Origin of the sequence: Lentzea flava (genome assembly GCF_014648475.1) — a bacterium.
GTDB lineage: Bacteria > Actinomycetota > Actinomycetes > Mycobacteriales > Pseudonocardiaceae > Lentzea > Lentzea flava.
In genome coordinates, this window is record NZ_BMRE01000001.1 from 143,728 (window position 1) to 168,870 (window position 25,143).

General features: G+C 69.5%; 24 protein-coding genes and 1 pseudogene. 13 read left to right on the top strand and 12 right to left on the bottom strand.

The genetic code is table 11. From position 1 onward, the window contains the following. Nucleotides 1-27 precede the first annotated feature (27 nt). Both IEZ09_RS00690 and IEZ09_RS00695 read left to right on the top strand, forming a co-directional pair. Nucleotides 28-726: an SDR family NAD(P)-dependent oxidoreductase gene (locus IEZ09_RS00690; RefSeq protein WP_189251536.1), complete on the top strand. Its 699-nt coding sequence runs from the start codon at nucleotides 28-30 to the stop codon at nucleotides 724-726. 55 nt (nucleotides 727-781) lie between these two features. Further along, nucleotides 782-1,411, top strand: coding sequence for a class I SAM-dependent methyltransferase (locus IEZ09_RS00695; RefSeq protein ID WP_189251537.1), 630 nt, complete (start codon nucleotides 782-784; stop codon nucleotides 1,409-1,411). Here IEZ09_RS00695 and IEZ09_RS00700 read toward each other — a convergent pair. From IEZ09_RS00700 to IEZ09_RS00715, 4 genes are read right to left on the bottom strand one after another with little or no spacing between them, the layout of a single operon-like run. Further along, entirely contained in the window at nucleotides 1,408-1,767 is a 360-nt protein-coding gene (locus tag IEZ09_RS00700) for a VOC family protein (protein ID WP_189251538.1), read from the bottom strand. The genes IEZ09_RS00695 and IEZ09_RS00700 overlap by 4 nt on opposite strands. Nucleotides 1,768-1,777: 10 nt before the next feature. Beyond that, nucleotides 1,778-2,704 carry an isopenicillin N synthase family dioxygenase gene (locus IEZ09_RS00705; RefSeq protein WP_189251539.1) on the bottom strand — a complete coding sequence of 309 codons (927 nt, stop codon included), beginning with the start codon at nucleotides 2,702-2,704 and terminating at the stop codon, nucleotides 1,778-1,780. 42 nt (nucleotides 2,705-2,746) lie between these two features. Beyond that, nucleotides 2,747-3,496 (bottom strand): ZIP family metal transporter, encoded by a 750-nt coding sequence (locus IEZ09_RS00710; protein ID WP_189251540.1) that lies wholly within the window; start codon nucleotides 3,494-3,496, stop codon nucleotides 2,747-2,749. A gap of 3 nt (nucleotides 3,497-3,499) precedes the next feature. Further along, on the bottom strand, nucleotides 3,500-4,585 hold the full coding sequence (locus tag IEZ09_RS00715) for an epoxide hydrolase family protein (protein ID WP_189251541.1): 1,086 nt from the start codon (nucleotides 4,583-4,585) through the stop codon (nucleotides 3,500-3,502). Between the two features lie 51 nt (nucleotides 4,586-4,636). Here IEZ09_RS00715 and IEZ09_RS00720 point away from each other — a divergent pair, with 51 nt between their 5' ends. Together IEZ09_RS00720 and IEZ09_RS00725 are read left to right on the top strand one after the other, a co-directional pair. Continuing rightward, nucleotides 4,637-5,581 (top strand): helix-turn-helix transcriptional regulator, encoded by a 945-nt coding sequence (locus IEZ09_RS00720; RefSeq protein ID WP_189251542.1) that lies wholly within the window; start codon nucleotides 4,637-4,639, stop codon nucleotides 5,579-5,581. 2 nt (nucleotides 5,582-5,583) lie between these two features. Further along, entirely contained in the window at nucleotides 5,584-5,850 is a 267-nt protein-coding gene (locus IEZ09_RS00725) for a hypothetical protein (protein ID WP_189251543.1), read from the top strand. On the opposite strand, the gene IEZ09_RS00730 is transcribed toward IEZ09_RS00725, so the two are convergent. Both IEZ09_RS00730 and IEZ09_RS00735 read right to left on the bottom strand, forming a co-directional pair. Beyond that, on the bottom strand, nucleotides 5,810-8,695 hold the full coding sequence (locus IEZ09_RS00730) for an NACHT domain-containing protein (RefSeq protein ID WP_189251544.1): 2,886 nt from the start codon (nucleotides 8,693-8,695) through the stop codon (nucleotides 5,810-5,812). The genes IEZ09_RS00725 and IEZ09_RS00730 overlap by 41 nt on opposite strands. Nucleotides 8,696-8,724: 29 nt before the next feature. Continuing rightward, nucleotides 8,725-9,189 carry a cadmium resistance transporter gene (locus IEZ09_RS00735; RefSeq protein ID WP_189251545.1) on the bottom strand — a complete coding sequence of 155 codons (465 nt, stop codon included), beginning with the start codon at nucleotides 9,187-9,189 and terminating at the stop codon, nucleotides 8,725-8,727. A 93-nt stretch (nucleotides 9,190-9,282) separates the two neighbouring features. Here IEZ09_RS00735 and IEZ09_RS00740 point away from each other — a divergent pair, with 93 nt between their 5' ends. Both IEZ09_RS00740 and IEZ09_RS00745 read left to right on the top strand, forming a co-directional pair. Continuing rightward, on the top strand, nucleotides 9,283-10,167 hold the full coding sequence (locus IEZ09_RS00740; protein ID WP_189251546.1) for an SDR family NAD(P)-dependent oxidoreductase: 885 nt from the start codon (nucleotides 9,283-9,285) through the stop codon (nucleotides 10,165-10,167). A 10-nt stretch (nucleotides 10,168-10,177) separates the two neighbouring features. Continuing rightward, nucleotides 10,178-10,738: a TetR/AcrR family transcriptional regulator gene (locus IEZ09_RS00745; RefSeq protein ID WP_189251547.1), complete on the top strand. Its 561-nt coding sequence runs from the start codon at nucleotides 10,178-10,180 to the stop codon at nucleotides 10,736-10,738. Here the strand turns inward: IEZ09_RS00745 and IEZ09_RS00750 are convergent. The 3 genes and pseudogenes from IEZ09_RS00750 to IEZ09_RS00760 form a co-directional block, all read right to left on the bottom strand. After that, nucleotides 10,727-11,524, bottom strand: a complete 798-nt coding sequence (locus IEZ09_RS00750; RefSeq protein ID WP_189251548.1) for an LLM class flavin-dependent oxidoreductase — start codon at nucleotides 11,522-11,524, stop codon at nucleotides 10,727-10,729. The genes IEZ09_RS00745 and IEZ09_RS00750 overlap by 12 nt on opposite strands. 36 nt (nucleotides 11,525-11,560) lie before the next feature. Beyond that, a complete protein-coding gene (locus tag IEZ09_RS00755) occupies nucleotides 11,561-12,361 on the bottom strand; it encodes an LLM class flavin-dependent oxidoreductase (RefSeq protein ID WP_189251549.1) in 801 nt (266 codons plus the stop codon). A 36-nt stretch (nucleotides 12,362-12,397) separates the two neighbouring features. Next, nucleotides 12,398-12,814: pseudogene (locus IEZ09_RS00760) on the bottom strand (DinB family protein); the annotation flags it as partial. Between the two features lie 699 nt (nucleotides 12,815-13,513). Here IEZ09_RS00760 and IEZ09_RS00765 point away from each other — a divergent pair. The 5 genes from IEZ09_RS00765 (at nucleotide 13,514) to IEZ09_RS46110 (ending at nucleotide 18,767) form a co-directional block, all read left to right on the top strand. Continuing rightward, the gene (locus IEZ09_RS00765) at nucleotides 13,514-14,491 is read left to right on the top strand and encodes a tyrosine-type recombinase/integrase (RefSeq protein ID WP_229812133.1); all 978 of its coding nucleotides are present in this window, start codon (nucleotides 13,514-13,516) and stop codon (nucleotides 14,489-14,491) included. A gap of 73 nt (nucleotides 14,492-14,564) precedes the next feature. Further along, nucleotides 14,565-15,389 carry a non-homologous end joining protein Ku gene (ku, locus tag IEZ09_RS00770; RefSeq protein ID WP_189251551.1) on the top strand — a complete coding sequence of 275 codons (825 nt, stop codon included), beginning with the start codon at nucleotides 14,565-14,567 and terminating at the stop codon, nucleotides 15,387-15,389. Continuing rightward, nucleotides 15,390-16,835 carry a non-homologous end-joining DNA ligase gene (ligD, locus tag IEZ09_RS00775; protein WP_189251552.1) on the top strand — a complete coding sequence of 482 codons (1,446 nt, stop codon included), beginning with the start codon at nucleotides 15,390-15,392 and terminating at the stop codon, nucleotides 16,833-16,835. Further along, nucleotides 16,825-17,697, top strand: a complete 873-nt coding sequence (gene ligD / locus IEZ09_RS00780) for a non-homologous end-joining DNA ligase (RefSeq protein WP_189251553.1) — start codon at nucleotides 16,825-16,827, stop codon at nucleotides 17,695-17,697. The genes ligD (IEZ09_RS00775) and ligD (IEZ09_RS00780) overlap by 11 nt, the downstream gene beginning before the upstream one ends. A 32-nt stretch (nucleotides 17,698-17,729) precedes the next feature. Beyond that, a complete protein-coding gene (locus tag IEZ09_RS46110; protein WP_229812134.1) occupies nucleotides 17,730-18,767 on the top strand; it encodes a GrpB family protein in 1,038 nt (345 codons plus the stop codon). Here the strand turns inward: IEZ09_RS46110 and IEZ09_RS00795 are convergent. Next, nucleotides 18,745-19,716: a GlxA family transcriptional regulator gene (locus IEZ09_RS00795; RefSeq protein WP_189251554.1), complete on the bottom strand. Its 972-nt coding sequence runs from the start codon at nucleotides 19,714-19,716 to the stop codon at nucleotides 18,745-18,747. The two genes, IEZ09_RS46110 and IEZ09_RS00795, sit on opposite strands and share 23 nt — an antisense overlap. A gap of 49 nt (nucleotides 19,717-19,765) precedes the next feature. Between IEZ09_RS00795 and IEZ09_RS00800 the strand changes: the two genes are divergently transcribed. Both IEZ09_RS00800 and IEZ09_RS00805 read left to right on the top strand, forming a co-directional pair. Continuing rightward, nucleotides 19,766-20,161, top strand: coding sequence for a cupin domain-containing protein (locus tag IEZ09_RS00800; RefSeq protein ID WP_370467606.1), 396 nt, complete (start codon nucleotides 19,766-19,768; stop codon nucleotides 20,159-20,161). A 48-nt stretch (nucleotides 20,162-20,209) separates the two neighbouring features. After that, nucleotides 20,210-22,933 carry an AfsR/SARP family transcriptional regulator gene (locus IEZ09_RS00805; RefSeq protein WP_189251556.1) on the top strand — a complete coding sequence of 908 codons (2,724 nt, stop codon included), beginning with the start codon at nucleotides 20,210-20,212 and terminating at the stop codon, nucleotides 22,931-22,933. Here IEZ09_RS00805 and IEZ09_RS00810 read toward each other — a convergent pair. Further along, nucleotides 22,854-23,615 (bottom strand): hypothetical protein, encoded by a 762-nt coding sequence (locus IEZ09_RS00810; RefSeq protein WP_189251557.1) that lies wholly within the window; start codon nucleotides 23,613-23,615, stop codon nucleotides 22,854-22,856. The two genes, IEZ09_RS00805 and IEZ09_RS00810, sit on opposite strands and share 80 nt — an antisense overlap. Before the next feature lies 1 nt (nucleotide 23,616). Then, the gene (gene nikE / locus IEZ09_RS00815) at nucleotides 23,617-25,140 is read right to left on the bottom strand and encodes a nickel ABC transporter ATP-binding protein NikE (protein WP_189251558.1); all 1,524 of its coding nucleotides are present in this window, start codon (nucleotides 25,138-25,140) and stop codon (nucleotides 23,617-23,619) included. Between the last annotated feature and the right edge of the window lie 3 nt (nucleotides 25,141-25,143).

Sequence of the window (25,143 nt, forward strand, 5' to 3'; positions counted from 1 at the left end):
GCAGAATATACTGGTAGGGTGGGTGGCATGACAACGGTGATCACCGGGGGAAGCCGGGGTATCGGTGCCGCGACCGCGCGCAGGCTCGTGCGCGACGGGCACCGGGTCGTGATCAGCTACCGCCAGGCCGCCGAGGAGGCCCGGCTGCTGGAGAAGGAGCTCGGCGTGCTCGCCGTGCAGGCCGACACCTCCGACGAGGACGACGTCGCGCGCCTGTTCGACGCCGCGGGCGACGACATCACCGGCGTGGTGAACAACGCCGGCATCACCTCACCGTCGGGTCCGCTCGCCGAGCTGCGCACCGAGGACCTGCGCCGCGTGGTGGACGTGAACGTGATCGGCGCCTTCTTCGTCGCCCGCGAGGCGGCACGGCGGATGACGCGCGGCGCGATCGTGAACGTGTCGTCGGGGGCGGCGACGCTGGGCAGCCCGGGGGAGTACGTCCACTACGCCGCCACCAAGGCCGCCGTGGACGCGTTGACGATCGGCCTGGGCAAGGAGCTCGCGCCCCGCGGGATCCGGGTCAACGGCGTGCAGCCCGGCACCATCCGCACGGACATCCACCAGCTGTCGGGCCAGCCGGACCGGCCGGACAAGGTCGCGGGCCGGGTCCCGATGGGCCGCCCCGGCGAGCCGGAGGAGATCGCGAACGCCATCGCGTGGCTGCTGTCGGAGGAGGCCTCCTACGCCACGGGCGCGATCCTGCGCGTCACCGGCGGAACGTGAGTGCGGACTTTCGCCTCTGAAGCCGCGCGGACCGCTGCCCCTAAGCTTCACCGTCATGTCCGCGCCCACGCTCACCGACTTCGTGCTTGCCCACACGACCCTCACGCCGGTGCCGCTGGTGCCCGAGGTGGTCCTGCACAGCGCGGTCGAGGCGATGGACCTGTGGGAACTGACCGAGAACGACCAGCCGCCGTTCTGGGCGTTCCCGTGGGCGGGCGGCCAGGCCCTGGCCAGGCACCTGCTCGACCACCCCGGCCTGGTGCGCGACCGGAAGGTCTTCGACCTCGCCTCCGGCTCCGGCCTCGTCGCGATCGCGGCGGCGCTGGCGGGCGCGGACGCGGTGACCGCCAACGACATCGACCCGCTGTCGCTGGCCGCGGTCGAGCTCAACGCCGCGGCCAACGGCGTCGCGGTCCGCACCCTGCCCGGTGACCAGCTCGACAGCGACGCCCACGGCGCCGACGTCGTGCTGGCCGGCGACGTCTTCTACGACGCGCGGATCACCGCGCTGGTGCTGCCGTTCCTGACCAGGGCCGCCGCACGGGGCGCGCTGGTGCTGATCGGCGACCCCGACCGCGCGCACCTGCCACGCGACCGGTTCACCGCGCAGGCCCGCTACGAGGTGCCGGTGCCGCTGACGCTGGAGAGCACCGAGACCCGCAGCGCCACGATCTGGCGCGCCTAGCCGGTGACCAGGCAGAACGGGTGCCCGGCCGGGTCGGCGTAGACCCGGAACCCGCCCGGCTTCGCCGACCCCTTCAGCAGCGTCGCACCCAGCTCCAGCACGAGAGGCTCGGCGGCGTCGAGGTCGGCGACCAGCACGTCGAGGTGAATCTGCTGCGGGTGCTCCTGGCCGGGCCACTGAGGTGGCGAGTAGTCGTCGACGCGCTGGAACGACACCCGTCCGCGCGAGGTCACCAGGGTCGTCCACGCGCCGTCGGAGTCGGTGATCTCGCCGCCGATCACCTGCCGGTAGAACCCGGCCAGGTCGTCCGGATCGGGGCAGTCGATCACCACGTCGTAGAGCTCACCGATCGCCATGACCCCTGTTCTACCCGATGGAGATCGCGGCGAGCTTCGCTTTCAGGTACTCCCCGCCACCCACCTCGGGGTAGCGGCCGTCCAGCGACACGATCCGCGCGCCGGGGTCGGTGTTGTAGAAGAAGATCAGCGACACCAGGTCCTCGTCCGGTGCCGAGGCGTCCGGCGGCAGCACGCGGTGCGGGGTGGAACGCCACCGGTCCGACACCCAGCGGGCCATCAGGTCACCGATGTTGATCGTGAAGGCGGCCGGGTCGAACGGCGCGTCCTCCCACCTCCCGTCGGCACCGCGGACCTGCAGCCCGCCCACGCCGTGCTGGCGGTCCAGGATCGTCACGGTGCCGAAGTCGGTGTGCTCGCCGATGCGGAACTGTCCCGGCTGCGCGGGCCCAACCTGCCGCAACGGCGGGTAGTGGTTGACGTTCATGTTGTACGAGGGCGTGCGCGTGTGACGGGTGAACAGGTCCTCCTGCTCGCCGAGCGCGACCGCGAAGATCGTCAGCAGCTCGTCCGCCAGCGTCCGCATCCGCCGCAGGTAGTCGGTGACCACCGGTTCGAGCTCCGGCACCTCGCTGGGGAAGACGTTGGGGCGGAAGAAGAACGGGTCCTCGCCCTCCGTGTCGTCCGAGCCGAACGTGAGCGTCTCCTTCAGATCCGGGGGAGCCATGCCGCCGTCGGCGCGGCCGGTGGCCTGCTCGTCCGGCGGCAGCCAGCCCCGCCCGCCGGTGCGCACGGCGTAGCGCTGCTTGTCCTGCGCGGGCAGCGCGAAGAACCGGCGCGTCAGCTCACGCGTCCGCTCGCGCAGCTCGTCCGGCACGCCGTGCCCGGTGATCAGCAGAAACCCCGACTCCCGCAACGCCGCGTCGACCCGCGCCGCCACCTCGGCACGCCCCGTGCCGTCGAACCACCCGGTCAAGTCCACCAGCGGAACACCCATGGCTGCACTCCTACCGCCGCCGCACCGATCGCACCAGGTGAACTAACCCAGCCGTTCCACCACGAACGCGGTCAGGAACCCCGCGGTGGTGCACAGACCGGTGTAGAGCCGGGCCCGTTCGTAGGCCTCCGGGATCATCGTGTCCGCGATCATCGCCAGGATCGCCCCCGCCGCCACCGCCGTGATCACCGCGATCAGCTGCGGCGAGGCGCCGTCGAGCAGAACGTTGCCCACAGCCGCGGCGACACCACTGGCCACCGCGATCGCACCCCACACCCCGAACACGTAGCCCGCCCCGCGGCCCGCCTGCTTCATGCCGGCGACGCTGGACAGTCCTTCCGGGACGTTCGAGATGACCACCGCCGCCAGCATCGCCACCCCGATCCCGCCGCCACCCAGCAACGACACCCCCAGCACCACCGACTCCGGGACCCCGTCGAGCAACGCGCCCACCGCGATCGCCGTGCCACTACCGGCCTGGTCCTGTTCGGACGGCTGGTTGCTGCTGCGCTTGCGATGCCGGGCACCCCGCCGCGCCAGCACCACGTTCGCCAGCACGTACACCACCGCGCCACCGAGAAACCCGACGGAGGTGGCGAGCAGACCACCGTTGCGCTCCGCCTCGTCCATCAGCTCGAACGCCGCCGCCGCGGTCAGCACACCCGCACCGAACGCCATCACCACCGCGACCACGTCACGGGGGACACGCACGAACCAGGCGACCAGGGCGCCCACCAGGAGCGCCCCGCCACCCGCCAACCCCCACAACCCGGCCTCAGCCCACTGCGCCACGACCTACATCTTCGCGAAGAACGCCTTGAGATCACCGGACAGCTCCTCCGGCGCGTCGTGCCCGGAGTAGTGACCACCCGTCGCGAACTCCGACCAGTGCACGATGTTGTGGTGATCGCGCTCGGCGAAGCGCCGCACGGTCTGGAAGTCGTCCCGGAACACCGCCACCCCCAGCGGGAACGTCGTCGGCTCGGTCGGCGTGTCCTCGCGGTGCTTGTCCTCGAAGTACAACCGCGCCGACGACCCCGCGGTGCGGGTGAACCAGTAGATCGACACGTTGGCCAGCAGGAAGTCCCTCGTCACCGCCGGCTCACCCATCAGCTGCATCGTCCACGCCAGCTGCCCGACGGGGGAGTCCGCCAGCGCGAACGCCACGTTCTGCGGCCGCGCCTGCTGCAGGCTCGCATACCCCGACAGGTTCTCCCAGAAGTTCTGCAGCACCCCGAGCCGCCGGAAGTCCTCCTCGGTCAGCCCCTCCATCTCCGCCGGATCACCCGACGGGAACGAGAAGACCTGCGTCACGTGCACCCCCGCCACGCGCTCCGGCGCCACCCGCCCCACCTCGGGCGCGATCAGCGACCCGGCGTCGTTGCCGTGCACCCCGTACCGCTCGTAGCCCAGCCGCGCCATCAGCTCCGCGAACGCCCTCGCGATCCGCCCCGAGTGCCAGCCGGTCTCGGTCGTCGGCCCGGAGAACCCGAACCCCGGGATCGACGGGATCACCAGGTGGAAGTCGTCCCGCAACCGGTCGATCACCCCCACGAACTCCATGATCGACCCCGGCCAGCCGTGAATCATCAGCAACGGCAACGCCTCCGGGTTCGCACTCCGCACGTGCAGGAAGTGAACGTTCGTCCCGTCGACCTCCGTGACGAACTGCGGGTGCGCGTTGAGCGTGCGCTCCACCGCCCGCCAGTCGAACTCCTCGGCCCAGTACCGCGCCATCTCCTGCACCGTCTCGACGGCGTCCCCGTACCGCGCGCCCGCCCCCGGCACCTGATCCGTCCACCGCGTCCGCGCCAACCGGAACCGCAGCTCCTCGACGTCCGCCTCGTCAACCGCGATGTGGAACTCCCTGATCTCCGTCATAACCCAAGGCTAGAAGGCCTTGTGGCCAACTCCTGTCCTAAAGTCTCGGTCATGTTGGAAACCTCGGCACGGCTGCTGCGCCTGCTCGCCCTCCTGCAGTCCCGCCGCGACTGGCAAGGCGCGGAACTCGCCGACGAACTCCAGATCAGCCAGCGCACGGTCCGTCGCGACATCGACCGCCTGCGCGAACTCGGCTACCCCGTCAACGCCACCACCGGCACCTTCGGCGGCTACCGCCTCGGCGCCGGCGCCGAACTCCCACCCCTGCTGCTCGACGACAACGAAGCCGTCGCCGTCGCCGCCGCCCTGCGCACCAACGCCGTCACGGGCCTCGAAGAAGTCTCCCTGCGCGCCCTGCTCAAACTCGAACAGGTCCTGCCCTCCCGCCTGCGCCACCGCGTCTCCGCCCTGCAGCACATCGAATCCGTCCCCCGCGACACCCCTGGCCCGGCCCTCGACCCCGAACTGCTCTCCACCCTCGCCGCCGCCTGCCGCGACAGCGACACCATCCGCTTCGACTACCACTCCCACGACGGCACCCCCTCCCGCCGCCGCGTCGAACCCCACCGCCTCGTCAACTGGGGCCGCCGCTGGTACCTCGTCGCCTGGGACTGCGACCGCACCGACTGGCGCAGCTTCCGCGTCGACCGCATCAGCCCACCCCGGCCCCCGTTCGGCCCCCGCTTCACCCCGCGCGACTTCGACGCCACCACCTACGTCGCCTCCAGCACCACCTCAGCCGCCTGGCGCTTCCAAGCCCGCGTCCTCGTCCACGCCCCAGCCGACGTCATCGCCGCCCGCATCACCGCCGCCGTCGGCACCGTCGAAGCCGTCGACGCCACCACCTGCGTCCTCGTCACCGGCGCCGACACCGTCGAAACCCTCGCCGTCTGGATCGGCATGCTCGGCCACGACTTCGAAGTCACCTCACCACCCGAACTCGTGGCACACGTTCGCACTCTTGCGGCCCGCTACGCCCGCGCCGTACAAGACTGACCATGGCCATCACCGGACGGGACATCGAGCGCCTGCTCTACACCGACACCCCGGACCCGATCCTGGTGGTGCACAACGACACACCCGAAATCGTCGCCGCCGCCCAACTCGGCGGCTACACCGGCGCCGTCGTCGTCTGCTCGCGCACCGAGATCCTGCGCAGGGTGGGGGAGCGCGACCTCAGCGAGCAGGATCTCGCTCAGCTCGCGGAGTCCCTTGTGGCCGCAATTAGACACCCAGATCAGCAGCCGCCGCCTTGGCCCGCTTGAGCAGGTCCGGCCGTCCTGCGGCCACGACGGGGACGTCGATCTTGCGCAGGTATTCGGCCACATCGGGGACACCGAGATCGTCCGGGAACCGGAAACCCCACTCGTGCAGCCGCAGCCAGGCGTCCAGCACATCGGGGAGCCCCACACCGGTCAAGGCCGCGCCGAAATGCCCCACGATCGACAGATCGTCGCCACCGCGTCCGATCCGCCCGCAGACTTGCTGGAGAAACAGTTCTGTCGGCACGAGAAGGCTCGTGAAGCGCAGGAGTGCGGGCAGACACTTCTCCACCGGCGTCGCCGTCAGTTCGATCAAGGCCGAGGTGATCTCGATGCCGTATGGTCCCGCGAGCGGCGTCACCGCGTCCCGCAACGTCACGGCGACGTCGTCCAGCGTCACGTACGGCTCGGCCATCAGCACCCAGCTCGGATCGGCCTCCCCGGTCCCGACTCGCAGGCTGACGGCGAAGTGGCGATCGCGATCACGTTCGACCCAGAAGCCGCGCACGACGCTCGCCCACTCGCCCGAGGACAGGCGGGACTTCCAGAACAACGCCTCGCGCTGCCAGTCCTCGACGCTCACGTTCAGGTCGGGCGCGTAGACCTTGTCGCGCAGCACCAGCGCCAACGCGACCAGGTTCAGCGAATACGTCGCGTCCCTCGCCGAGTCGGTCATGACGTTGGGCTCGTAGACCCCACGCGACAGCCGCCGCTCGTTGCGCGCCCCGAACAATCTCACCACGAGGTCGAACAGCGCCTCCCGGTCCGCCGCCCGCGCGAACTCCTGCAGGAAGTCCAGCACCGGCTTGCTCGTGGTCAGCGCAGTGAACGACAGCACAGAGTACAACTCCGTGTCGTCCACAGTGGACTTGCGACGCGACCGGGCTGCGTCTTCGCGTCGCAGATCGTCGAGCCGGTCCCACACGAATCGCGCGACCAGGTACTCGCCGAAGGTCGCGTGCAGGAACTCATAGGTGCGCAGCTTCGTCCTGTCCTCGCGCACCGCCTCCGTCTTCTGCACGAAGAAGAACCGCCCCAGCACCGTCTCGCCGGCCGACAACGGCGTGCGGGTCCCCACCCGCCGATCAGGCGACTCGACACCGAGCAGCTGAACCAGATCGGACGTCACCTCGTGCTCGGCGACCCACTGCGCGCCGCGGTTGAACATCGCGAGCCCGACCACCGACAACCGCTCGAGCTCGAACTCCACGTCCTCGTCGACATCCGTGCCGGCGCTCTTGGCCACCTCACGCCGCGCGAACCGGTCGAGCAGCCGCTCGTACAACTGGCCTCGGCTCATGCTGAGGTGATCACGCTGGAACGAGCTGTCGACCGCGTCGTACAAGGCCAGCATCAGCAACAACAGCGGCTGCGAAGCGAGATCGCGGTACTGCAGGACGGTCTCGACGGGCAGGGGAGGGTTGACCGCGTTCCACACCTCCAGCCACGCGCCGACCTGCTCGTCGGAGAACGGCAGCAGCCGCACCACATGCGTTCCATAGGGCAACTCCAGCCCGGCGCAGACGCTCAGCCTGCTCGTGACGAGGAACACCGCCGGCCTGCCCATGTCCTGCAGCGTCTGCTGGAACTCGGCGATCACGGTGAGGTAGCGCGTCTGGCTCACACCGGTCGCCTGCAGCAGCTCGTCGAACCCGTCCAGCACCACCACGGGCAACGCCCCGCCGGTGTTCCGCGAGAACTGCGCCCAGCTCACCGGCTCGTGCAGCAACTCGTGCAAGCCGTGCTCGATCTGCCGCTTCAGATCGGCGTCCGCTGGAGTGCTGCGCAGCTCGACCCGCACCACGGCGAAGTCCGACGCCGGCAACCGCGCCGCCAGCACCTCGGTCAGCACCGACTTGCCCGAACCCGGATCACCCAGCACCAGCAGCGGCGACGACAACGCCTCCGGCGACGTCAGATACCCGACCAGATAGGCGTAGAGATCGTCACGGACCTCCACGTCGTCCCACCACGCCTGCAGTGATGGCGCTGCCGCGCGGTCTCTGCCGATCACCACCTGGAACCGCGGGTCGACATAAGCCTCGGCCAGGCTTGGGATCCTCACCCCGTCCGGCACCTCGGTCGACTTCACCAGCGGCCGCCGCAACGCGCCCCGGTACGCGCCGGACAGCTCGGCGAGCCGCACGTCTGGGGTCAGGTCTGTCGTCGTCTCCCGCAGCGTCTCTTCCAACCGCGCCAACGCAGACCGTGTCGCACGCCCGTCGTGCACCGAACACCAGAACCGGATCTCCGGGTACTCCGCCGCCAGCTGTCCGAGCAGTTCCTCGTACCGCTCGACCGCCCGCGCAGGCAGGAGAAACCCGATCGCGTACTGCACCCGGTCGCGCTGGGTCTCGTCGAGATCGTCCCAGAACGCCATGCTCGTGAGCACGTCGCACAGCTCGAGACCGAGGGTGGCGTACTTCAATCTGACTTCGGTCAAGTTCGCCTCATACGGGCGGCCAACCGACGGCAACGGCAAGTCGAGGTCCCACGGGTTGAACCCGACGACCAGGTCACGGTCCTTCGGCTGCAGGCTCACCCGTACCTGCTGTTCCTCGAACGCCTCGAAGAACGCGGTGATCACCACCACGGCGTGCGCGGCATGCAGCTGCTGTGTGCGGGTGTAGCGGCTGACGTTGCGGCGCTTCGCGGAGACCTTGGAGATCAGCTCGTTGCTGAGCCTGATGAAGTCCGGCTTGGCGTCGAACAGGTCCAGCACCTGCCACAGTCCCAACGAGCCCGCGAGCAGGGCGCCGTTCAGCAGCTTGTCCATCTTGGCGACGATCGGGTGTTCCCCGCCGCCGAGGATCTTCACGGCCTCGTTGTAGCTGTAGGTCTTTCGCACCCGAAGTGTGTACCTGACCGGGAGGCTGTTCAGCCGGAGAACAACACCAAAAGACCAATCGCGATCCACAGGCCGACCAGGACCAGGAACACCGCCACGTAGACCCACAGGGAGTCGGCGACGGTGAAGACCGGGACGTAGACGCCGATGTTGTCGCCGCCGTTCGCCAGCGTCACGCCGGCCACAGCGAGGACGCCAGGGGCGACGTCCGGCTCCTCATCGTCGTCGTTGCCGCGCCACAGCGACCAAGCCGCTTTGAGGCCGAGAGCCAGGGGGATCAGACCCAGCCACGGGCGGAACTGTTCGGGCAGAAGCGAGGCACCCAGAGCGCCGAGCACGGCCACGACGAGGATGCCCGCGAAGCCCAGGTACTGGCCGACGACCACCTGCCGGGCCGAGCGGGCCCGCGCGAAGAACAACGCCAGGAGCACCAGGTCGTCGACGTTCGTCACGGCGAACATGCCCGCTGCCCGGCCGACCACCCCAAGATCCACGGCTGCATTGTTCAGGACCAGGAAACGGATAACGAATCCGGATGTGTGCTAGCGTTCGAGGTAAGTGGATGAGCTATCCGGATTGGGGTTGTGATGGCACGCAGGGCAGTGGTCACCGCAGGGACCGGAGGCATCGGGCTCGAGACAGCCCTGGGGCTGGCGAAAGCCGGATATGCGGTCACCGTCGTCGGACGGAACGCCGAACGTGGCGCCCAGGCCGTCGAGAGGATCAACGCCAGGGGAGGGGAGCCCGCACGGTTCCTCCAGGCCGACCTCGCCTCACTCGACGAGGTGCGCGAGCTCGCGAAGCGGATCACCGCCGAGGGCGAGTTGGCCGTGCTGGTCAACAACGTGGGCGCGATGTTCGCGGACCGCAGCGAACTGCACGGGATTGAGGCGTCGTTCGTCGTCAACCACCTGTCGCCGTACCTGCTGACCGAACTGCTGCTGCCGGCGTTGCAGAGCGGCGCGCCCAGCCGGGTGGTCAACGTGACCACCGGAGCCGTGACCCTGGCGAAGAAGGTGTTCGACCAGGTCGAGCCGCCCGGCGGGTACTACGGCTTCCACTGGTACGGGCGCGCCAAGCTCGCGAACCTCACCTACACGCTCGACCTCGCCATACGGCTGGAGGGCAGCGGCGTGGCGGTGCTCGCCGCCGATCCCGGGGGAGCAGCCACCGACATGACCGACGGCACGATGCGCAACCCCAAGATCGTCTCGCCCGGCCTGCGGCTGCTCTGGCCGTTGGTGCGGCGGAAGTTCGAGCGGTCGACCTCCGGACCGGCATCGGTGGCAGCGCGCTCGTCGATCGTCGCCGCCACCGACGACACCCTGCGGACAGGCCTGCTGATCGGACCCCAGGGCACGCCCGTCACGCCCATCAAGGCAGCAACAGACCCGCACGTCGTGGCGGCGGTGCGCAGACTCACCGACCAGCACGCGCCGGTCGCACGCGTTCCGGATGGGATATCCAATTAGGCTGGAGGGCATGACCCCGCAGCGCAAGGACGCCGCCCGCAACTGGGACCGGATCCTCACCGTCGCCAGGGAACTCGTCGACGAAGGCACCCCGCTGCAGCTCAACGACGTCGCCCGCCGCGCAGGCCTGGGCGTCGGCACGGTCTACCGGCACTTCCCGACCACCGAAGCACTCCTCGAAACCGTCGCCACGCCCTGCCTCGAAGCGATCGTCCGCCACGGCGACGAAGCCCTCCGCGACGACGACGCCTGGCCCGCCTTCGCCGAGTACCTCACAAAGATCGTCGAAGCACAGGTCAGCGACCCCGCCGTCGCCAAGGTCTCCGCCACCACCCAGGACACCCTGCCGCGCACCACCGAGCTCAAACAGCAGATCATCGCGACCGGCACCGAACTGCTCGCCCGCGCCCGCACGGCCGGCGCCGTACGCCCCGACCTCGTCGACGAAGACCTCGTACCGCTCATGTGCGGCGTCGCCTACGCCACCTACGTCCACAGCGACACCCCGGCCGACCGGCTGCCGACCGCCCGCCGCTACCTCGACACCCTGCTGCGAGGCCTAAGCGCCTGACCGCGGCGGACCAGCCGCCACGAACGCCCGCAGCTCCTCCAGCCCCGAAGCGCCGCCATCGGTGAACATCCACGTCACACCCGCGGCCTCGTACTCCCGCACCCCCTCGGGCAACGGCGCACCACCCCAGATCGCCACCTCACAGTCAGCCGGCCCACCCGACGCCACGAACGCCGCCTTCATCGCAGCCGCGTCGCCGGGGGAGATCACCACCAACTCGTGGCCCACGAACGACGCCGGCACCACCCCAGCCCCATACTCCGCCGCACGGAACGGAACCGACCGAGGCCAGTTCCCACCGATCCACACCGGCACCTCCACCGGCGCGAACCGCACACCCGACGCCTCGAACAACGACCCCCGATGCTCCACCACCTCGCCCGACAACAAGGCACGTAACAACGCCACGCCCTCAGACAACGCCTCCGCACGAGACACCCGCTCACCGAACGGCACGAAATCGTCCGGCACACCAGCCCCGACACCCAGCACCAGCCGCCCACCCGACAACCGCTGCAACGTCGACGCCTCCAACGCCACCTTCCACGGCCGCCGACGCCCCAGCGACGTCACCATCGGCCCCAGCCGGATCGACGACGTCCGCGCCGCCACCGCCCCCAACGTCACCCACACATCAGCCAGCACCGACTCACCCGGCCGGACCACGTGATCCCACAGGAAGAACCCGTCCCACCCCGCCGCCTCCGCCTCCACGGCGAGCGACACCAGCACCGACGGATCACCGAGCGACGAACCGAAGTTGGGCACATAGATCGCAAAGCGCATACCCCGAGTGTGGCAAGCACCCCCGACAAGATCGTTCTAACGCGGCGGACCAGCGGAAACGTACGAACGAAGCTCCTCCAGCGACGCCTTCCACCCGTCCAGCAACAACCACGTCGCCCCGGCATCCGCGTACTCCGACACCTCAGCCGCCGACGGCCGCGCCCCACCACCCCAGATCGCCAGATCCCCATCAGCAGGACCACCCGCGGCCACGAAATCCGCCTTCATCCGCGCCGCCTGCTCAGGCGACGCCACCGCGAACCCGCCCGACCCGTCCTGAATGATCGGAAACAACCCCGAAGCCCGCGCCGCCGCCAGGAACGGCACCTTCCGCGGCCAGATCCCCGACGTCCACACCGGCACCTCCACCGGCGCGAACCGCACCCCGGACACCTCGAACACCTCCCCGCGGTGCTCGACAGGCTCACCCGACAACAACTCCTGCACCAACTCCACGCCCTCGCTGAACCGCGCCGCCCGCGACCGCGCATCCGACGGCTCACCGAACGACGTGTAGTCCCGAGGCACACCCATCCCCACACCCAGCACCAACCGGCCACTCGACAACCGCTGCAACGTCGACGCCTCCAACGCCAGCTTCCACGGACGACGCCGGGGGACAGGCGTGATCATCGGCCCCAGAGCGATCCTGGACGTCCGCGCCGCCACCGCCCCCAACGTCACCCACGGATCAGCCACCAGAGGCTGCGCGACCACGTGGTCCCACATGAAGAACCCGTCCCACCCGGCCGCCTCCGCCTCGACAGCCAGAGAACACAAGACCGCCGGATCACCGTAGGTGTCGCCGTAACACGGCACGTAGATCGCAAAACGCATGCGGGGGAGTCTGCCTCACCACCGACCCTCACCCGTCGCACCGTCGATCTGTTCCCGCACGATGTCCGCGTGCCCCGCATGCCGCGCGGTCTCCGTCAGCACATGCACCAGAACGTTGAACAACATCACCCGAGGACGCGGCCACCACGGCACAAACCCAGGGGAGTCCACCGGCAACGCCGCGATCGTCGCATCCGAATGCGCCCACACCCGCCGATAACGACCCACGATGTCCTCACGCGACTCGTCCTCCGCAGCCCGCATGTCCGCACCACGCGCCGCAAGGTCGTCCCACCGCGGCATCGGCTCCGGAAACGGCCGGTCGAACACCTCACCGAAGTACCGCGACTCCGTCAACGTCAGATGCTTCACCAATCCCAGCAGGTTCGTCCCACTCGCGACCAACGGCCGACGTATGTCCGATTCGTCCAGGCCGTCGAGCTTCCACACCATCACCTCAACCAGGAAACGGCGTGACGCCGTCGAACGAGTGGTCCGGCGCGAACAGCACAAGACGCCCGGTCTCGCGGTGCGCAGCCGTCAGGTTCCCATTGGCCTCTATCGCCACGGTGACGTAAACGCCAGCAGCGGCTCGCAGAGCCATCCGGACGAGCCCCACGCCAGCAGCTCATAAGACCGGCCCGTGACGGACACCGGCATGACGCGAGCGGAAGCCAGCCGAGGCAAGCCCGGCAGCGACCCCGCGCGTCCAATCGGAGGAAGACCCGACAACGACCTCGGCGCCCAGCTCCACGAACCGACCCCGGTCAGGCACGGCGCGCAGCATGGCAGGAGAGGCTTCACCAGAAGGCCCGATCCGCGTTACTTGACATAATGTAGATTATCGGCGAAACGGTGACCTGCGAAGATCGTCATCAGAAGGGGTTGAAACCGGCCCTGTTGCGCGTCTGCAAGCACCGCCAGCGGGCAGGCTGGCCGCACTTGCAGACGCCGCAACATCTGTGCACCGGCGATGTCGGAGCGCGGTCGACACCGACGACTCGTCAGTGAGACGTACGCAGGGGCGCGTCATTACGCTCACGATCCCCGACAAGTGACGCCACCTGGTCCAGCGTCCCGCGAACTCGGACTAAACGGACATTTCATGCATAATCGCCATTATCCAGCACGGAACACGGGATTGTCGGTGCTGTGCGGTACAAGATCCATATGCACGTGCTCGCCGCCCAGGACGCCTTCTTCCTCGCCCGCCGGACGCGCAAGGACTCGCCGCACACCACGGCGGCCTACCAGCGCGATCTCGCCGGCGTGAACACACTCCTGGCCGAGACGCTCCACTCCCCTGTCGAGGACCTGACCGTCAGCGATCTGACCGGGGCGAACCTGCGCCTGGCCTTCGGGCTCTTCGCCGACACCCACGCCAAGAGCTCCGTGCTGCGGGCATGGTCGACGTGGAACCAGTTCCTGACGTTCTGCGTGGCGGAAGACCTCATCGCCGGCAACCCGATGGGTGCCGTCGCCCGTCCCAAGACCCCTCCGCTCGTCCCGAAGCCGCTGCGGGGCGAGGACACGCCGGAACAGCTCCTCACGGCGGCCGCCGAAGGCGCGCGGAAAGCCCGCGACCCGTGGCCGGAGCGCGACGTGCTGGTGATCGCGTTGGGCCTGGTCGCGGGCCTGCGGAGCGCGGAGATGCGCACGCTGACGCTGGCGTCGATCGTCGGCAGGGAGGGCGATCGGAGGCTGCACGTGAAGGGCAAGGGCAACCGGGACAGGAGTGTGCCGATCGAGCCGCCGATGGAACGCATCGTCGAGGCCTATCTGAAGAGTTGCCGGCAGCGGTTTCCGCAGGGCCGGTTCGACCGGGACAGCGCGTTGCTGCGGGATCGGCACGGTGAGCCGATCGGGCGAGGTGGGCTGGAGTACCTGGTCAAGTCGTGTTTCCGGTGGGCGGGCCTGAACGACAGGGTGCCGACGGGGGCGAATCTGCACGCTCTGCGGCACACGTTCGCGACGCGGCTGGCCGAGGACGGTGCGAGCGCGAGCGAGATCATGGCGTTGCTGGGGCACGCGAGCTTGGCGACGAGTCAGAACTACATCGAGGCGACGGCGCGCGAACGGCGGGCGGCGGTGGCGAGCAATCGGACGTATCGGGCGCTCAGGGACATGTAGCGGTTGCCGAATCGTTAGGCCGAGTGGGTGACCTGATAGTGCGAAAACCGCATTTCAAGGGTACCCAGTGAGAATGAGATCCGTGTGGCGTGGGGCCATCTCCTTCGGGTTGGTGACGATCGCCGTGCGCCTCTACACGGCTGTCGAGGAGCACGACTTCCGTTTCAACCAGGTGCACCGGGAGGACGGCGGGCGCATCAAGTACAAGCGCGTCTGTTCGGTGTGCGGCAACGAGGTGGAGTACAGCGACATCACCAAGGGCTACGAGTTGGACGACGGCCGGATGGTGATCATGGAGAACGAGGACTTCGAGAAGCTGCCGGTGAAGACCGACAAGTCGATCGACGTCCTGGAGTTCGTGCCGGCGGAGGAGATCGATCCGATCTACTTCCAGAAGACGTACTACCTGGAGCCGGACAAGGCGGCGGCGCGGCCGTACGTGCTGCTGCGGGATGCGCTGGTGAAGACGGGTCAGCTGGCGGTCGTGAAGATCACGATTCGGCAGAAGGAGACGCTGGCGACGATCCGGGCGCGTGATGACGTGCTGGTGATGCACACGATGTTGTGGCCGGACGAGATCCGCAAGGCGGAGTTCGACTTCCTGGACCAGAAGGTCGAGGTGCGGCCGCAGGAGTTGAAGATGGCGACGTCGCTGGTGGAGTCGATGGCCGGGGACTTCGATCCGGACACGTTCACCGATGACTACCGGGATGCGCTGGAGAAGGTCATCGCGGCGAAGGCGGAGGGTGCTGAGCTGCCGGAGCAGCCGGAGGTCGAGGACAAGGGCGATGTCATCGATCTGATGACGGCTCTGGAGCGCAGTGTGGAGAAGGCGAAGGCGGGCCGGAAGGGTGCGGCGAAGAAGGCGTCGCCCAAGAAGAAGGCTTCGTCGGCGTAGATGGCCGGGCTCGACGAGTACCGGCGGAAGCGGGATCCGGGGCGGACTCCGGAGCCTGTTCCTGCTGCTGCGGACGAGTTGCCGCGGGGTGATAACGACACGTTTGTGATTCAGGAGCATCACGCGAGCAGTTTGCATTGGGATGTGCGGCTGGAGCGTGATGGTGTGCTGGTGTCGTGGGCGGTGCCGAAGGGTTTGCCGCCCACGACTGATGTGATCAGGCTTGCGGTGCACACCGAGGATCACCCTTTGGAGTACGCGGAGTTCTCCGGGGAGATTCCGAAGGGTGAGTACGGCGGCGGTGAGATGTTCATCTGGGATCGCGGTCGCTACGAGACGGTGAAGTGGTCGGATCGCGAGGTGGACGTGATCCTGCACGGTCATCGGGTCGAGGGTCAGTTCGTGTTCTTCCGTTCGGGTGAGGACGGGAAGAACTGGATGATGAAGCGGCGGCATGCGCCGGCGCGTCCGGACTGGCAGCCGTTGCCGGAGTCGCTGAAGCCGATGCTGGCGGTGCCCGGTCCCCTCCCCCACGATGATGATGATCTTTGGGCTTATGAGTTCAAGTGGGACGGTGTGCGGGCGATCCTGAGGGTCGAGGGTGGCCGGGTGCAGGCGTGGTCGCGGCTGGGCAACGACATCACGGTGGCGTATCCGGAGTTGCAGGCCCTGGGTGAGCAGCTGGGGTCGACGGAGGTGCTGCTCGACGGGGAGATCGTGGCGTTGCGGGACGGGCGGCCGAGTTTCAGCGCGTTGCAGAACCGGATGCACGTGAGCAAGGCGGAGGCGGCGCGGAAGGCGGCGCGGCTGTATCCGGTGACGTTGTTGTTGTTCGATCTGTTGCACCTGGATGGGCGTTCGGCGCTGCAGTTGCCTTTTCGGCAGCGGCGGGAGCTGCTGCGGGATTTGGAGCTGCGGGGGCCGAACTGGCTCACTCCCCCGTCGTATGACACCGATGGTGCGGCGGTGCTGGCGGCGAGCCGGGAGCAGGGGTTGGAGGGGGTGGTGGCGAAGCGGCTGGATTCGGTTTATCAGCCGGGGATGCGGTCGCCGGTCTGGCGCAAGATCACCGATCTGATGGCGCAGGAGGTGGTGATCGGTGGCTGGCGGATGGGTGAAGGCAAGCGGGCCGGGGTGATCGGCGCGTTGTTGCTGGGTATTCCGCAGGACGGCGGGCTGGCGTTCGCGGGGTCGGTGGGTACCGGGTTCAACGATGCGGAGCTGGCGGTGCTGACGCCGCGGTTGAAGGCGTTGGCGCGGCGGACGTCGCCGTTCGTGACGGGTGTGCCGAGGGAGCGGGCGAAGGGCGCGAGGTGGGTCGAGCCGGAGCTGGTGGCGGAGGTGGTGTTCCGGCAGTGGACGCCGGACGGGCGGATGCGGTTTCCGGCGTGGCGGGGGTTGCGGCCGGACAAGTCGCCCGGGGAGGTGCGGCGGGTTGAGCAGTGACGCGACTGTGCGGGTCGAGGATCGGGTGCTGAAGCTGACGAACCTGGACAAGGTGTTGTATCCGGAGTTCGGGTTCACCAAGGGTGAGGTGATCGACTACTACACCCGGATCTCGCCGGTGCTGCTCCCCCATCTGCGGGATCGGCCGGTGACGTTGAAGCGGTATCCGAACGGTGTGGACGGGAAGTGGTTCTTCGAGAAGAACGCGTCGGAGCACCGGCCGGAGTGGGTGCGGACGATGCGGTTGGAGTCGCCGGGCAGTTCGCGGGGCAACGAGACGGTCAACTACGTGATGGTGGACGAGTTGGCGACGTTGGTGTGGCTGGCGAATCTGGCGGCGCTGGAGTTGCACGTGCCGCAGTGGACGGTGGGTCCGCGTGGGGGCAAGCGGGATCCTGATCTGCTGGTGTTCGATCTGGATCCGGGTGCGCCGGCGACGGTGGTGGAGTGTTGCCGGGTGGCTGAGCGCGTGCGGATGGTGCTGGACGACGACGGTGTGGACGCGTGGGCGAAGACGTCGGGGAACAAGGGGATGCAGGTGTACGCGTATGCCCCGGCGAAGGACACGTCGGAGTACGCGAAGGCGGTGGCGCAGCGGCTGGCGAAGGAGATGCCGAACCTGGTGGTGGCGACGATGGCGAAGGCGGCGCGCACCGGGAAGGTGTTGATCGACTGGTCGCAGAACAATCCGGCGAAGACGACGGTGGCGCCGTATTCGTTGCGGGCTCGGGAGCGGCCGACGGTGTCGACGCCGATCACGTGGGACGAGGTCGAGGACTGTCAGGTGCCGGAGGAGCTGGTGTTCACGGCGGACGAGGTGCTGGAGCGGGTGGAGTCGGCTGGTGATCTGTTCGGCGGTTGATATTCTGGCCGACTGCCTACGAGGGGGTCGCCGTGAACATCGAACTTGCCGACTACGACGGTGCCTGGCCGGGTCTTTACGAGCGTGAGCGGGCTCGGATCCTGGCTGCGCTTCCCGGTGCCGAGCTGGAGCACGTGGGGTCGACGTCGGTGCCGGGGCTGTGTGCGAAGCCGGTGATCGACATGATGCTGGTGGTGGATGATCCGCGGGATGAGGCGTCGTACGTGCCGGCGTTGGAGGCCGCGGGGTACCGGGTGACGATCCGGGAGGACGACTGGCACGACCACCGGATCCTCAAGGGACCGGACACCAACGTGAACCTGCACGTGTTTCCGCGCGGGTGTGCGCAGGTGCGGCGGCATCTGTTGTTCCGGGACTGGTTGCGCGGCAACGCCGACGACCGCGAGTTGTACGCGCAGACGAAGCGGAAGCTGGCGGCGCAGCCGTGGGAGCGGGTGCAGGACTACGCGGCGGCCAAGAACGAGGTGGTGCTGGAGATCCTGGAGCGGGCGTATCTGGCGACGCGGGCGCCGTCGGACGACGTGGAGTACGTGACCGAGACGCCGACGGGGAACGTGCGGATCACGCTGGAGGACTACAACCCGGCGTGGCCGGAGTGGTTCGCGCGGGAGGAGGCGCGGATCCGCACGGCGCTGGGTGATCGGGTGCTGCGGCTGGAGCACGTGGGGTCGACGTCGGTGCCGGGACTGGCGGCGAAGCCGTTGATCGACATTCTGCTGGTGGTGGCGGACTCCGATGACGAGGACGCGTACGTGCCGGCGTTGGTGGAGGCGGGCTACTACCTGCGGTTGCGGGAGCCGGGGTGGTATCGGCACCGGTTGCTGAAGGACTCGGATCCGGAGGTGAACCTGCACGTGTTCTCCCCCGCGTGTGAGGAGGTCGACCGGATGCTGGTGTTCCGCGACCGGCTGCGGGACAACGCGGGTGAGCGTGCGGAGTACGAGGCGGTGAAGCGGGAGCTGGCGGAGCGGACGTGGGGTCGGGGTCAGGAGTACGCGGACGCGAAGACGCGGGTGGTGGAGCGGATCATTCTGCGGGCGCTGGCGTGAAGCGGCGCCGGTAGTCCGAGGGGGTCAGTCCGGTCTGGCGGCGCATGAGGGCGCGGAGGTTGGCGGCGGTGCCCAGGCCGGTGCGGCGGGCGACGACGTCGAAGCGCCGCTCCCCCAGTTCGATGAGCCGGCACGCCAGGGTGACGCGTTCGGCGGTGAGCCACGCGAGTGGTGTGGTGCCGAGCTGGGCTTGGAAGCGGCGGTGCAGCGTGGCCGGGCTGACGTTGGCGCGGGTGGCGAGGTCGGTGACGGTGAGCGGGGTGTCGAGGTGCTGCTGGGCCCAGGCGAGGACGGGTGCCAGTGACTCGTCCCGCAGGTCGGGAACGGGGCGTTCGACGAACTGGCGCTGGCCTCCGTCGCGGTGGGCGGCGAAGACGAGGCGGCGGCTGACGGAGCTGGCGATCTCGGCTCCGTGGTCGCGGCGGACGAGGTGCAGGCCCAGGTCGAGAGCGGCGGCGCTGCCGGCGGAGGTGAGGATGTCGCCGTCGTCGACGAACAGGACGTCGGGTTCGAGCCGCACGCCGGGGTATCGGGTGCGGAAGTCGTCGGCCCACTGCCAGTGGGCGGTGGCGCGGCGGCCGTCCAGGACGCCTGCTTCGGCGAGGGTGAAGGCGCCGCTGCAGAACCCGACCAGGCGTGCGCCGCGGGCGTGGGCGCGGCGGATGGCGTCGAGGACGCCCGCGCGGCGGGGTGTGGTGACGTCGGGGCGGTTGGGGACGATGAGGGTGTCGGCGGTGTCGGCGGCGTGCAGGCCGGTGACGCCGGCGAGGGTGAAGAAGCCGTCGCGCATGACGGTGTGCGGGTCGGGTGAGCAGAGGCGGAAGTCGTAGAGGTGGCCGCCGATCTCGGGGCGGTGCAGGCCGAAGATCTCGGTGGCGCAGCCGAGCTCGAACGGGTTGGAGTTCTCGTCGACGATGACGACCACGCGGTGCGAGGATTCTTGCGGCATGTGCGATTCCTAGCACTCACGCCGGGGTGGCGTCAGCGGCGAGGCTGGGGTGGTGACCAACGAACCCATCGCTCTGGAGCGGGCCCTGGCGTCGTTCGACGCCCTGTGGAGCCCTCGGATCGTCACCCGTGTCAACGACTACGACGTGCGCGTGGCCAAGGTCGAGGGCGAGCACGTGTGGCACGTCCACGACGACACCGACGAGTTCTTCCTGGTTCTGGACGGTGAGCTGCGCATCGGGCTGCGGGAGCCCGATGGCGAGCGCACGGTGGTGCTGGGCAGGGGTGCGGTGTTCACCGTGCCGCGCGGGACGTTCCATCGGCCGTCGGCGCCGCACGGTGCGCAGATCCTGATGTTCGAGCCTTCGGGGACGCTGACGGTCGGCGATCGGCACGACGAGGTGCCGGCTCACGTGGACGCGACGACCGGGCACGAGCTCGGCTGATCGCGTTCCGGCCTCGCCGGGCACCCGGCTCGGGGACAATCGGGCCTCGTGAGGTTCGGGGTGCTCGGTCCGGTGCTGGTCGACGGCGTGGAGGTCGCCGCGCCGCGGCAGCGCGCGTTGCTGGCGATGCTCGTGCTCGGCGCAGGTCGCGTCGTCGGACACGATCAGCTGATCAACGGCCTGTACGCCGAGCCGCCCGCCGGTGCGGTCAACGCGCTGCAGTCGCAGGTGTCGAGGTTGCGCCGGACCGTGCCGGGCCTGCTGATCGAGCACCACCCCGCCGGATACCGCCTGGTCGCTGACGCATCGCAGGTGGATCACCTGCGGTGCGTCGAGCTGCTGGCAGCGGGATGTGCCGCGCAGGCGCTGGCGTTGTGGCGCGGCCCGGCGCTGGCCGACGTCGACGCGCCTTTCGCCGAGGCGGCGCGGCAGCGGCTGTCAGAAGTGTTCATCAACTGCGTGCTGTCCGGCGGGACGACGGACGATCTGCGGGATCTGCTGGGGCAGCACCCGTTGCGGGAGGACGTCCGGGCGGCGTTGATGCGGGCGCTGCACCTTGACGGCCGCCAGACCGAGGCGTTGGAGGTGTTCGCACGGGGCAAGGAGTTGCTCGCCGACGAGCTCGGTGTCGATCCCTCCCCCGGTCTGGCCGCCGCGCATCTGGAGGTGTTGCGGGCGCAGGCGCCGCACCGGGGTGTGCCCGCGCAGCTCACCAGCTTCGTCGGCCGTGACGAGGACCTGCGGCGCGTGTCGAAGTGGCTGCGGGACAACCGGCTCGTCACGCTCATCGGCCCCGGTGGCACCGGCAAGACGAGGCTCGCTGTCGAGGTCGCGCACCGCGAACCCGGCGAGGTGGCGTTCGTCGACCTCAGCGCGACGACCGACGTCGCCCGCGCGCTGCTCGACGGCGTCGGGGTTCGGGAGGCCGGCCTGCTCTCGGTGGGGCCGGTCGGGGTGGAGGAGCGGCTGCGGGCGGCGCTCGCGGCACGCGAGGTGCTGCTGGTGGTGGACAACTGCGAACACGTCGTCGACGACGCCGCCCGTGTGCTCGGCGACCTCCTGGCGGCCTGTCCGGACGTGCGGGTGCTCGCGACCAGCCGCGAACCGCTCGGCATCACCGGCGAGACCCTCAGCCCGGTCACCGCCCTGGACGACGACGCCGCCACCCGTCTGTTCCTCGACCGCGCCCAAGCGGTCAAGCCGGGTTTTCACGCCGGCCACGACGTCATCACGGAGGTGTGTCGCAGGCTCGACGGCATCGCGCTCGCCATCGAGCTGGCCGCCGCACGCGTGCGGTCCCTGCCGATCGCCGAGATCGCCGCCCGCCTCGACGACCGGTTCCGGTTGCTGTCGAAGGGAAGCCGCACCGCCGCGCCCCGTCACCGCACCCTGCAGGCGGTCGTGGAGTGGAGCTGGGACCTGCTCACCGACACCGAACGCGACCTCGCCGCCCGCTTCACCGTGTTCAGCGGCGGCGCGAGCCTGGACGCGGTCACGGCGGTGTGCGAGTCCGATGTGGACACAATGACGTCGTTGGTGGACAAGTCACTCGTCGAGGTCGTCGGCGACCGCTACCGGATGCTCGACACCATCCGCGCGTTCTGCGCCGCCCGCGCGCCCGATCTCGCCGGCCGGCACGCCCGCTGGTTCCTCGCCAGAGCGCAGGAGGCCGAACCGCACCTGCGTGCCCACGACCAGATCGAGTGGCTGACCAGGCTCGGCGCCGACCACGACAACCTCACCGCGGCCGTCACCTGGGCCACCGGCCACGACATCGGGCTCGCGCTGGAGCTCGTGGCGGCGCTGTCGACCTACTACTGGTGCCGCGGCCTGCGCACCGAAGCCGCCCGGCAGGCAGAAGCCGTGATCCGCGCGTGCGGCGAGACCGCTCCGCGGGGACGGGAGCAGGAGTACGCGTTGTGCCTGCTCATCGCCTGGCCCTTCGCGCAAGGTGACCAGAGCGGCAGGATCGGCCAGGCCGACGCGTTGCTGGGCGCCCTGGACGGGCCGCCGCGCTATCCGATCATGACCATGATGTGGGGCATGGCGCTCGGCCCGCCCGAGAACGACTCCCAGACCTGGCACCGCCGCCACCGCCTCGTGGGCACCGATCCGTGGAGCGGCGCTCTCGCCCTGGTCGGCGACGGTCTCGTGGCCCGCATGCAGGGTGACCCGGAGACCGGCCGGGACCTGCTGAGGCGCGGCGCGCTGGAGTTCGGCCGCGTCGGTGACCGCTGGGGTGCCGCGCTCGCGCATCACCAGCTCGGCGAGATCGCCCTGGAAGCCGGCGAACCGGCCCAGGCGCTCGACGCGATCGGCCGCGCCCACGCGCTGCTCACCGAGCTCGGTGCCACCGAGGACATCGCCGAACTGCTCGTCGCGCGGGCACGCGCCCGCCTCGCCTCCGGCGACACCGAGGGTGCCGCGGCGGACTACGACGAGGCCCTCGACGTCGGGACCCGGGCCGGGGCGCCGCACGTGCGGGCCACCTGCCACCTCGGCCGGGCCGAGCTCGCCCGCCGCAACGGCGACCTCGGCACCGCGTGGGCCGAGTGCGACCAGGCGTGGGAGCTGACACCGGGCGGCTGGTACAGCCCCGACGAGATGCGGTGCCACATCGCGCTCGAACGCGGCCGCATCGCGAAGGCCAGGGGCGACCACGCCGCGGCCCGCGAGCACCTGCACGAAGCGCTCAGGCGAGCAGTGGGACAGCGCAACCTGCTAACCGAGAGCGCCGTCCGCGCGGAACTCGCCGCCCCAGCCGGGCCGTGATCCGCCGCCACCACAACCACGCCGGCAGCTTGTGGTGGGCGATGAACGTCCACAGGTCGTCCTCGGCCACCTCGTTGGGATGACGGCGCAGCACCTCCAGACACTCGCGTGACACCACCCCGTGGATGCGGGCCACGTGCGCCAGCGCCGTCGCGCCGTGCTGACGGACCTCGATGCGGTTGTGGTCCAACGCGCGCGCGACCCGCCGCAACGCCACCCACGGATCCGGATACGACATGGCCAGGCCGATCACCGAGATGCCGACCATGTCCTCGCCGCGGTCGAACGCCGCGTCGACCTCCTCCGGGCGGTCGGTGCCCATCAACGCGGAGAAGTCGCGCCAGTTCATGCCCTCACCACGTCTCGCCCGGTCCAGCAGGAAACGCTGCCTGCCGTCGGAACGCTCCCCCGTGCGTTCCCAGTCCGCGGCTAAGTACCGCCACACCGCCGCGGTGTCCTCGCGGGAGGTCGAGGCCAGGATCCGGCACAGCGCGAGCACGTGCGCCGGTTCCGTCGCCTCGGCGAGTTCGCCCAGCACTCCTGGCGGGCGGCCCAGGTCGTTCCACGCCAGCCACGCCAGCGTCGGCACGTCGTCGACGTCCACCCAGCCGTCGGCCCCGCCCCGCCCGATCTCGGCAGGCGTCAGCGAGGCCCGCAGACGGGCGTGTTCGATCGGGATCACGTCAGACCTGCGGCACCGCGCGCAGCAGCGCGCGCGTGTAGTCGTGAGTGGGGTTGAGCAGCACTTGTTCCACCGAGCCTTGTTCCACGATCTTCCCCTGATGCATCACCGCGACCCGATCGGCGATCTGCCACGCCAGTCCGAGGTCGTGCGTGATGATCAATGAAGCAAGGCCCAGCTCATGCCGCAACTTCAGCAGCAGCGCCACGATCTCCCCGCGCACCGAGGCGTCCAGCGACGCGACGGGCTCGTCGGCGACCAGCAGACGGGGCTGCAGCACCAGTGCCCCGGCGATCACCACCCGCTGCTGCTGACCCCCGGACAGCTCGTGCGGCAGCGAGTCCAGATATAGCTCCGCCGGACGCAGCTCCGCACGCTCCACAGCGGCGCTGACCAGGGATTCCTCGTCACCGCGAATGCCGTGGACGCGCAGTCCCTCCGCCACCGCGTCGCGGACGGTGTGGCGCGGGTTGAGCGCGCTCGCCGGGTCCTGCAGGACGAGCTGCACCTGCCGCCGGAACGCCTTGAGTGCCGCGCCTTTCACCGGCACCGGAGCACCGTCGAAGATCACCCGTCCGGAGGACGGTTTCCGCAGCCCCATTATGGTACGAGCCAGTGTCGTTTTACCGGAGCCGGACTGCCCGACCAACGCCACGATCTCGCCGTGCCCGACCGTCAGGTCCACCCCGTCGACCGCGCGGGTCCGACCGTAGTCCACCACCAGGTCCCGCACCCGCAGCAACGGCTCCGGCTGCGGTGCCTGCTCGGCCCAGCGGTGCGCCGGATCGCCGATCACCGGGAACGCCGCGGTCAGCGCCGCCGTGTGCGGGTGGCGCGGGTTCGCGATCACCTCCCGCGTGGCGCCGCGCTCGACCAGCTCGCCGCGGTGCATCACCGCCAGCTCGTCGCACGTCTGCGCGAGCACCGACAGGTCGTGGCTGATCATCAGCAGCCCCAGGTCCTGCTCGGCCACCAGGCGGGTGAGCACCGACAGCACCTGCGCCTGCACGACCACGTCCAGCGCCGTCGTCGGCTCGTCCGCGATCACCAGCCGCGGCCCGCACGCCAGCGCCATCGCGATCATGACCCGCTGCCGCTGCCCGCCGGAGAGCTCGTGCGGATACGCCCGCGCCTTCTGCGCCGACAGCTCCACCTGCTCCAGCAGCTCACGGACACTCCCAGGCGTGCCGTGCAGGCGCATCGGCTCAGCGATCTGGTCACCGACACGCCGCACCGGGTTGAGCGAATGCATCGCGCCCTGGAACACGATCGACGCCGACGCCCACCGCACCGCCCGCAACCGGCCCCACGACATCGTCCGGACGTCGTCGCCGTCCAGCAGGATCTCGCCCTCGACGCGGGCGGTCCTGGGCAGCAGCCGCAGCACCGACATCGCCACCGTCGACTTGCCCGACCCCGACTCACCCGCCAGACCCAGCGTCTGACCCGGTGCCAGCGTCAGGTTCACGTCGCCGACAACGCGCTTGTGTCCGTAATGGACACTGAGGTTCCTCAGCTCCAGCACCCT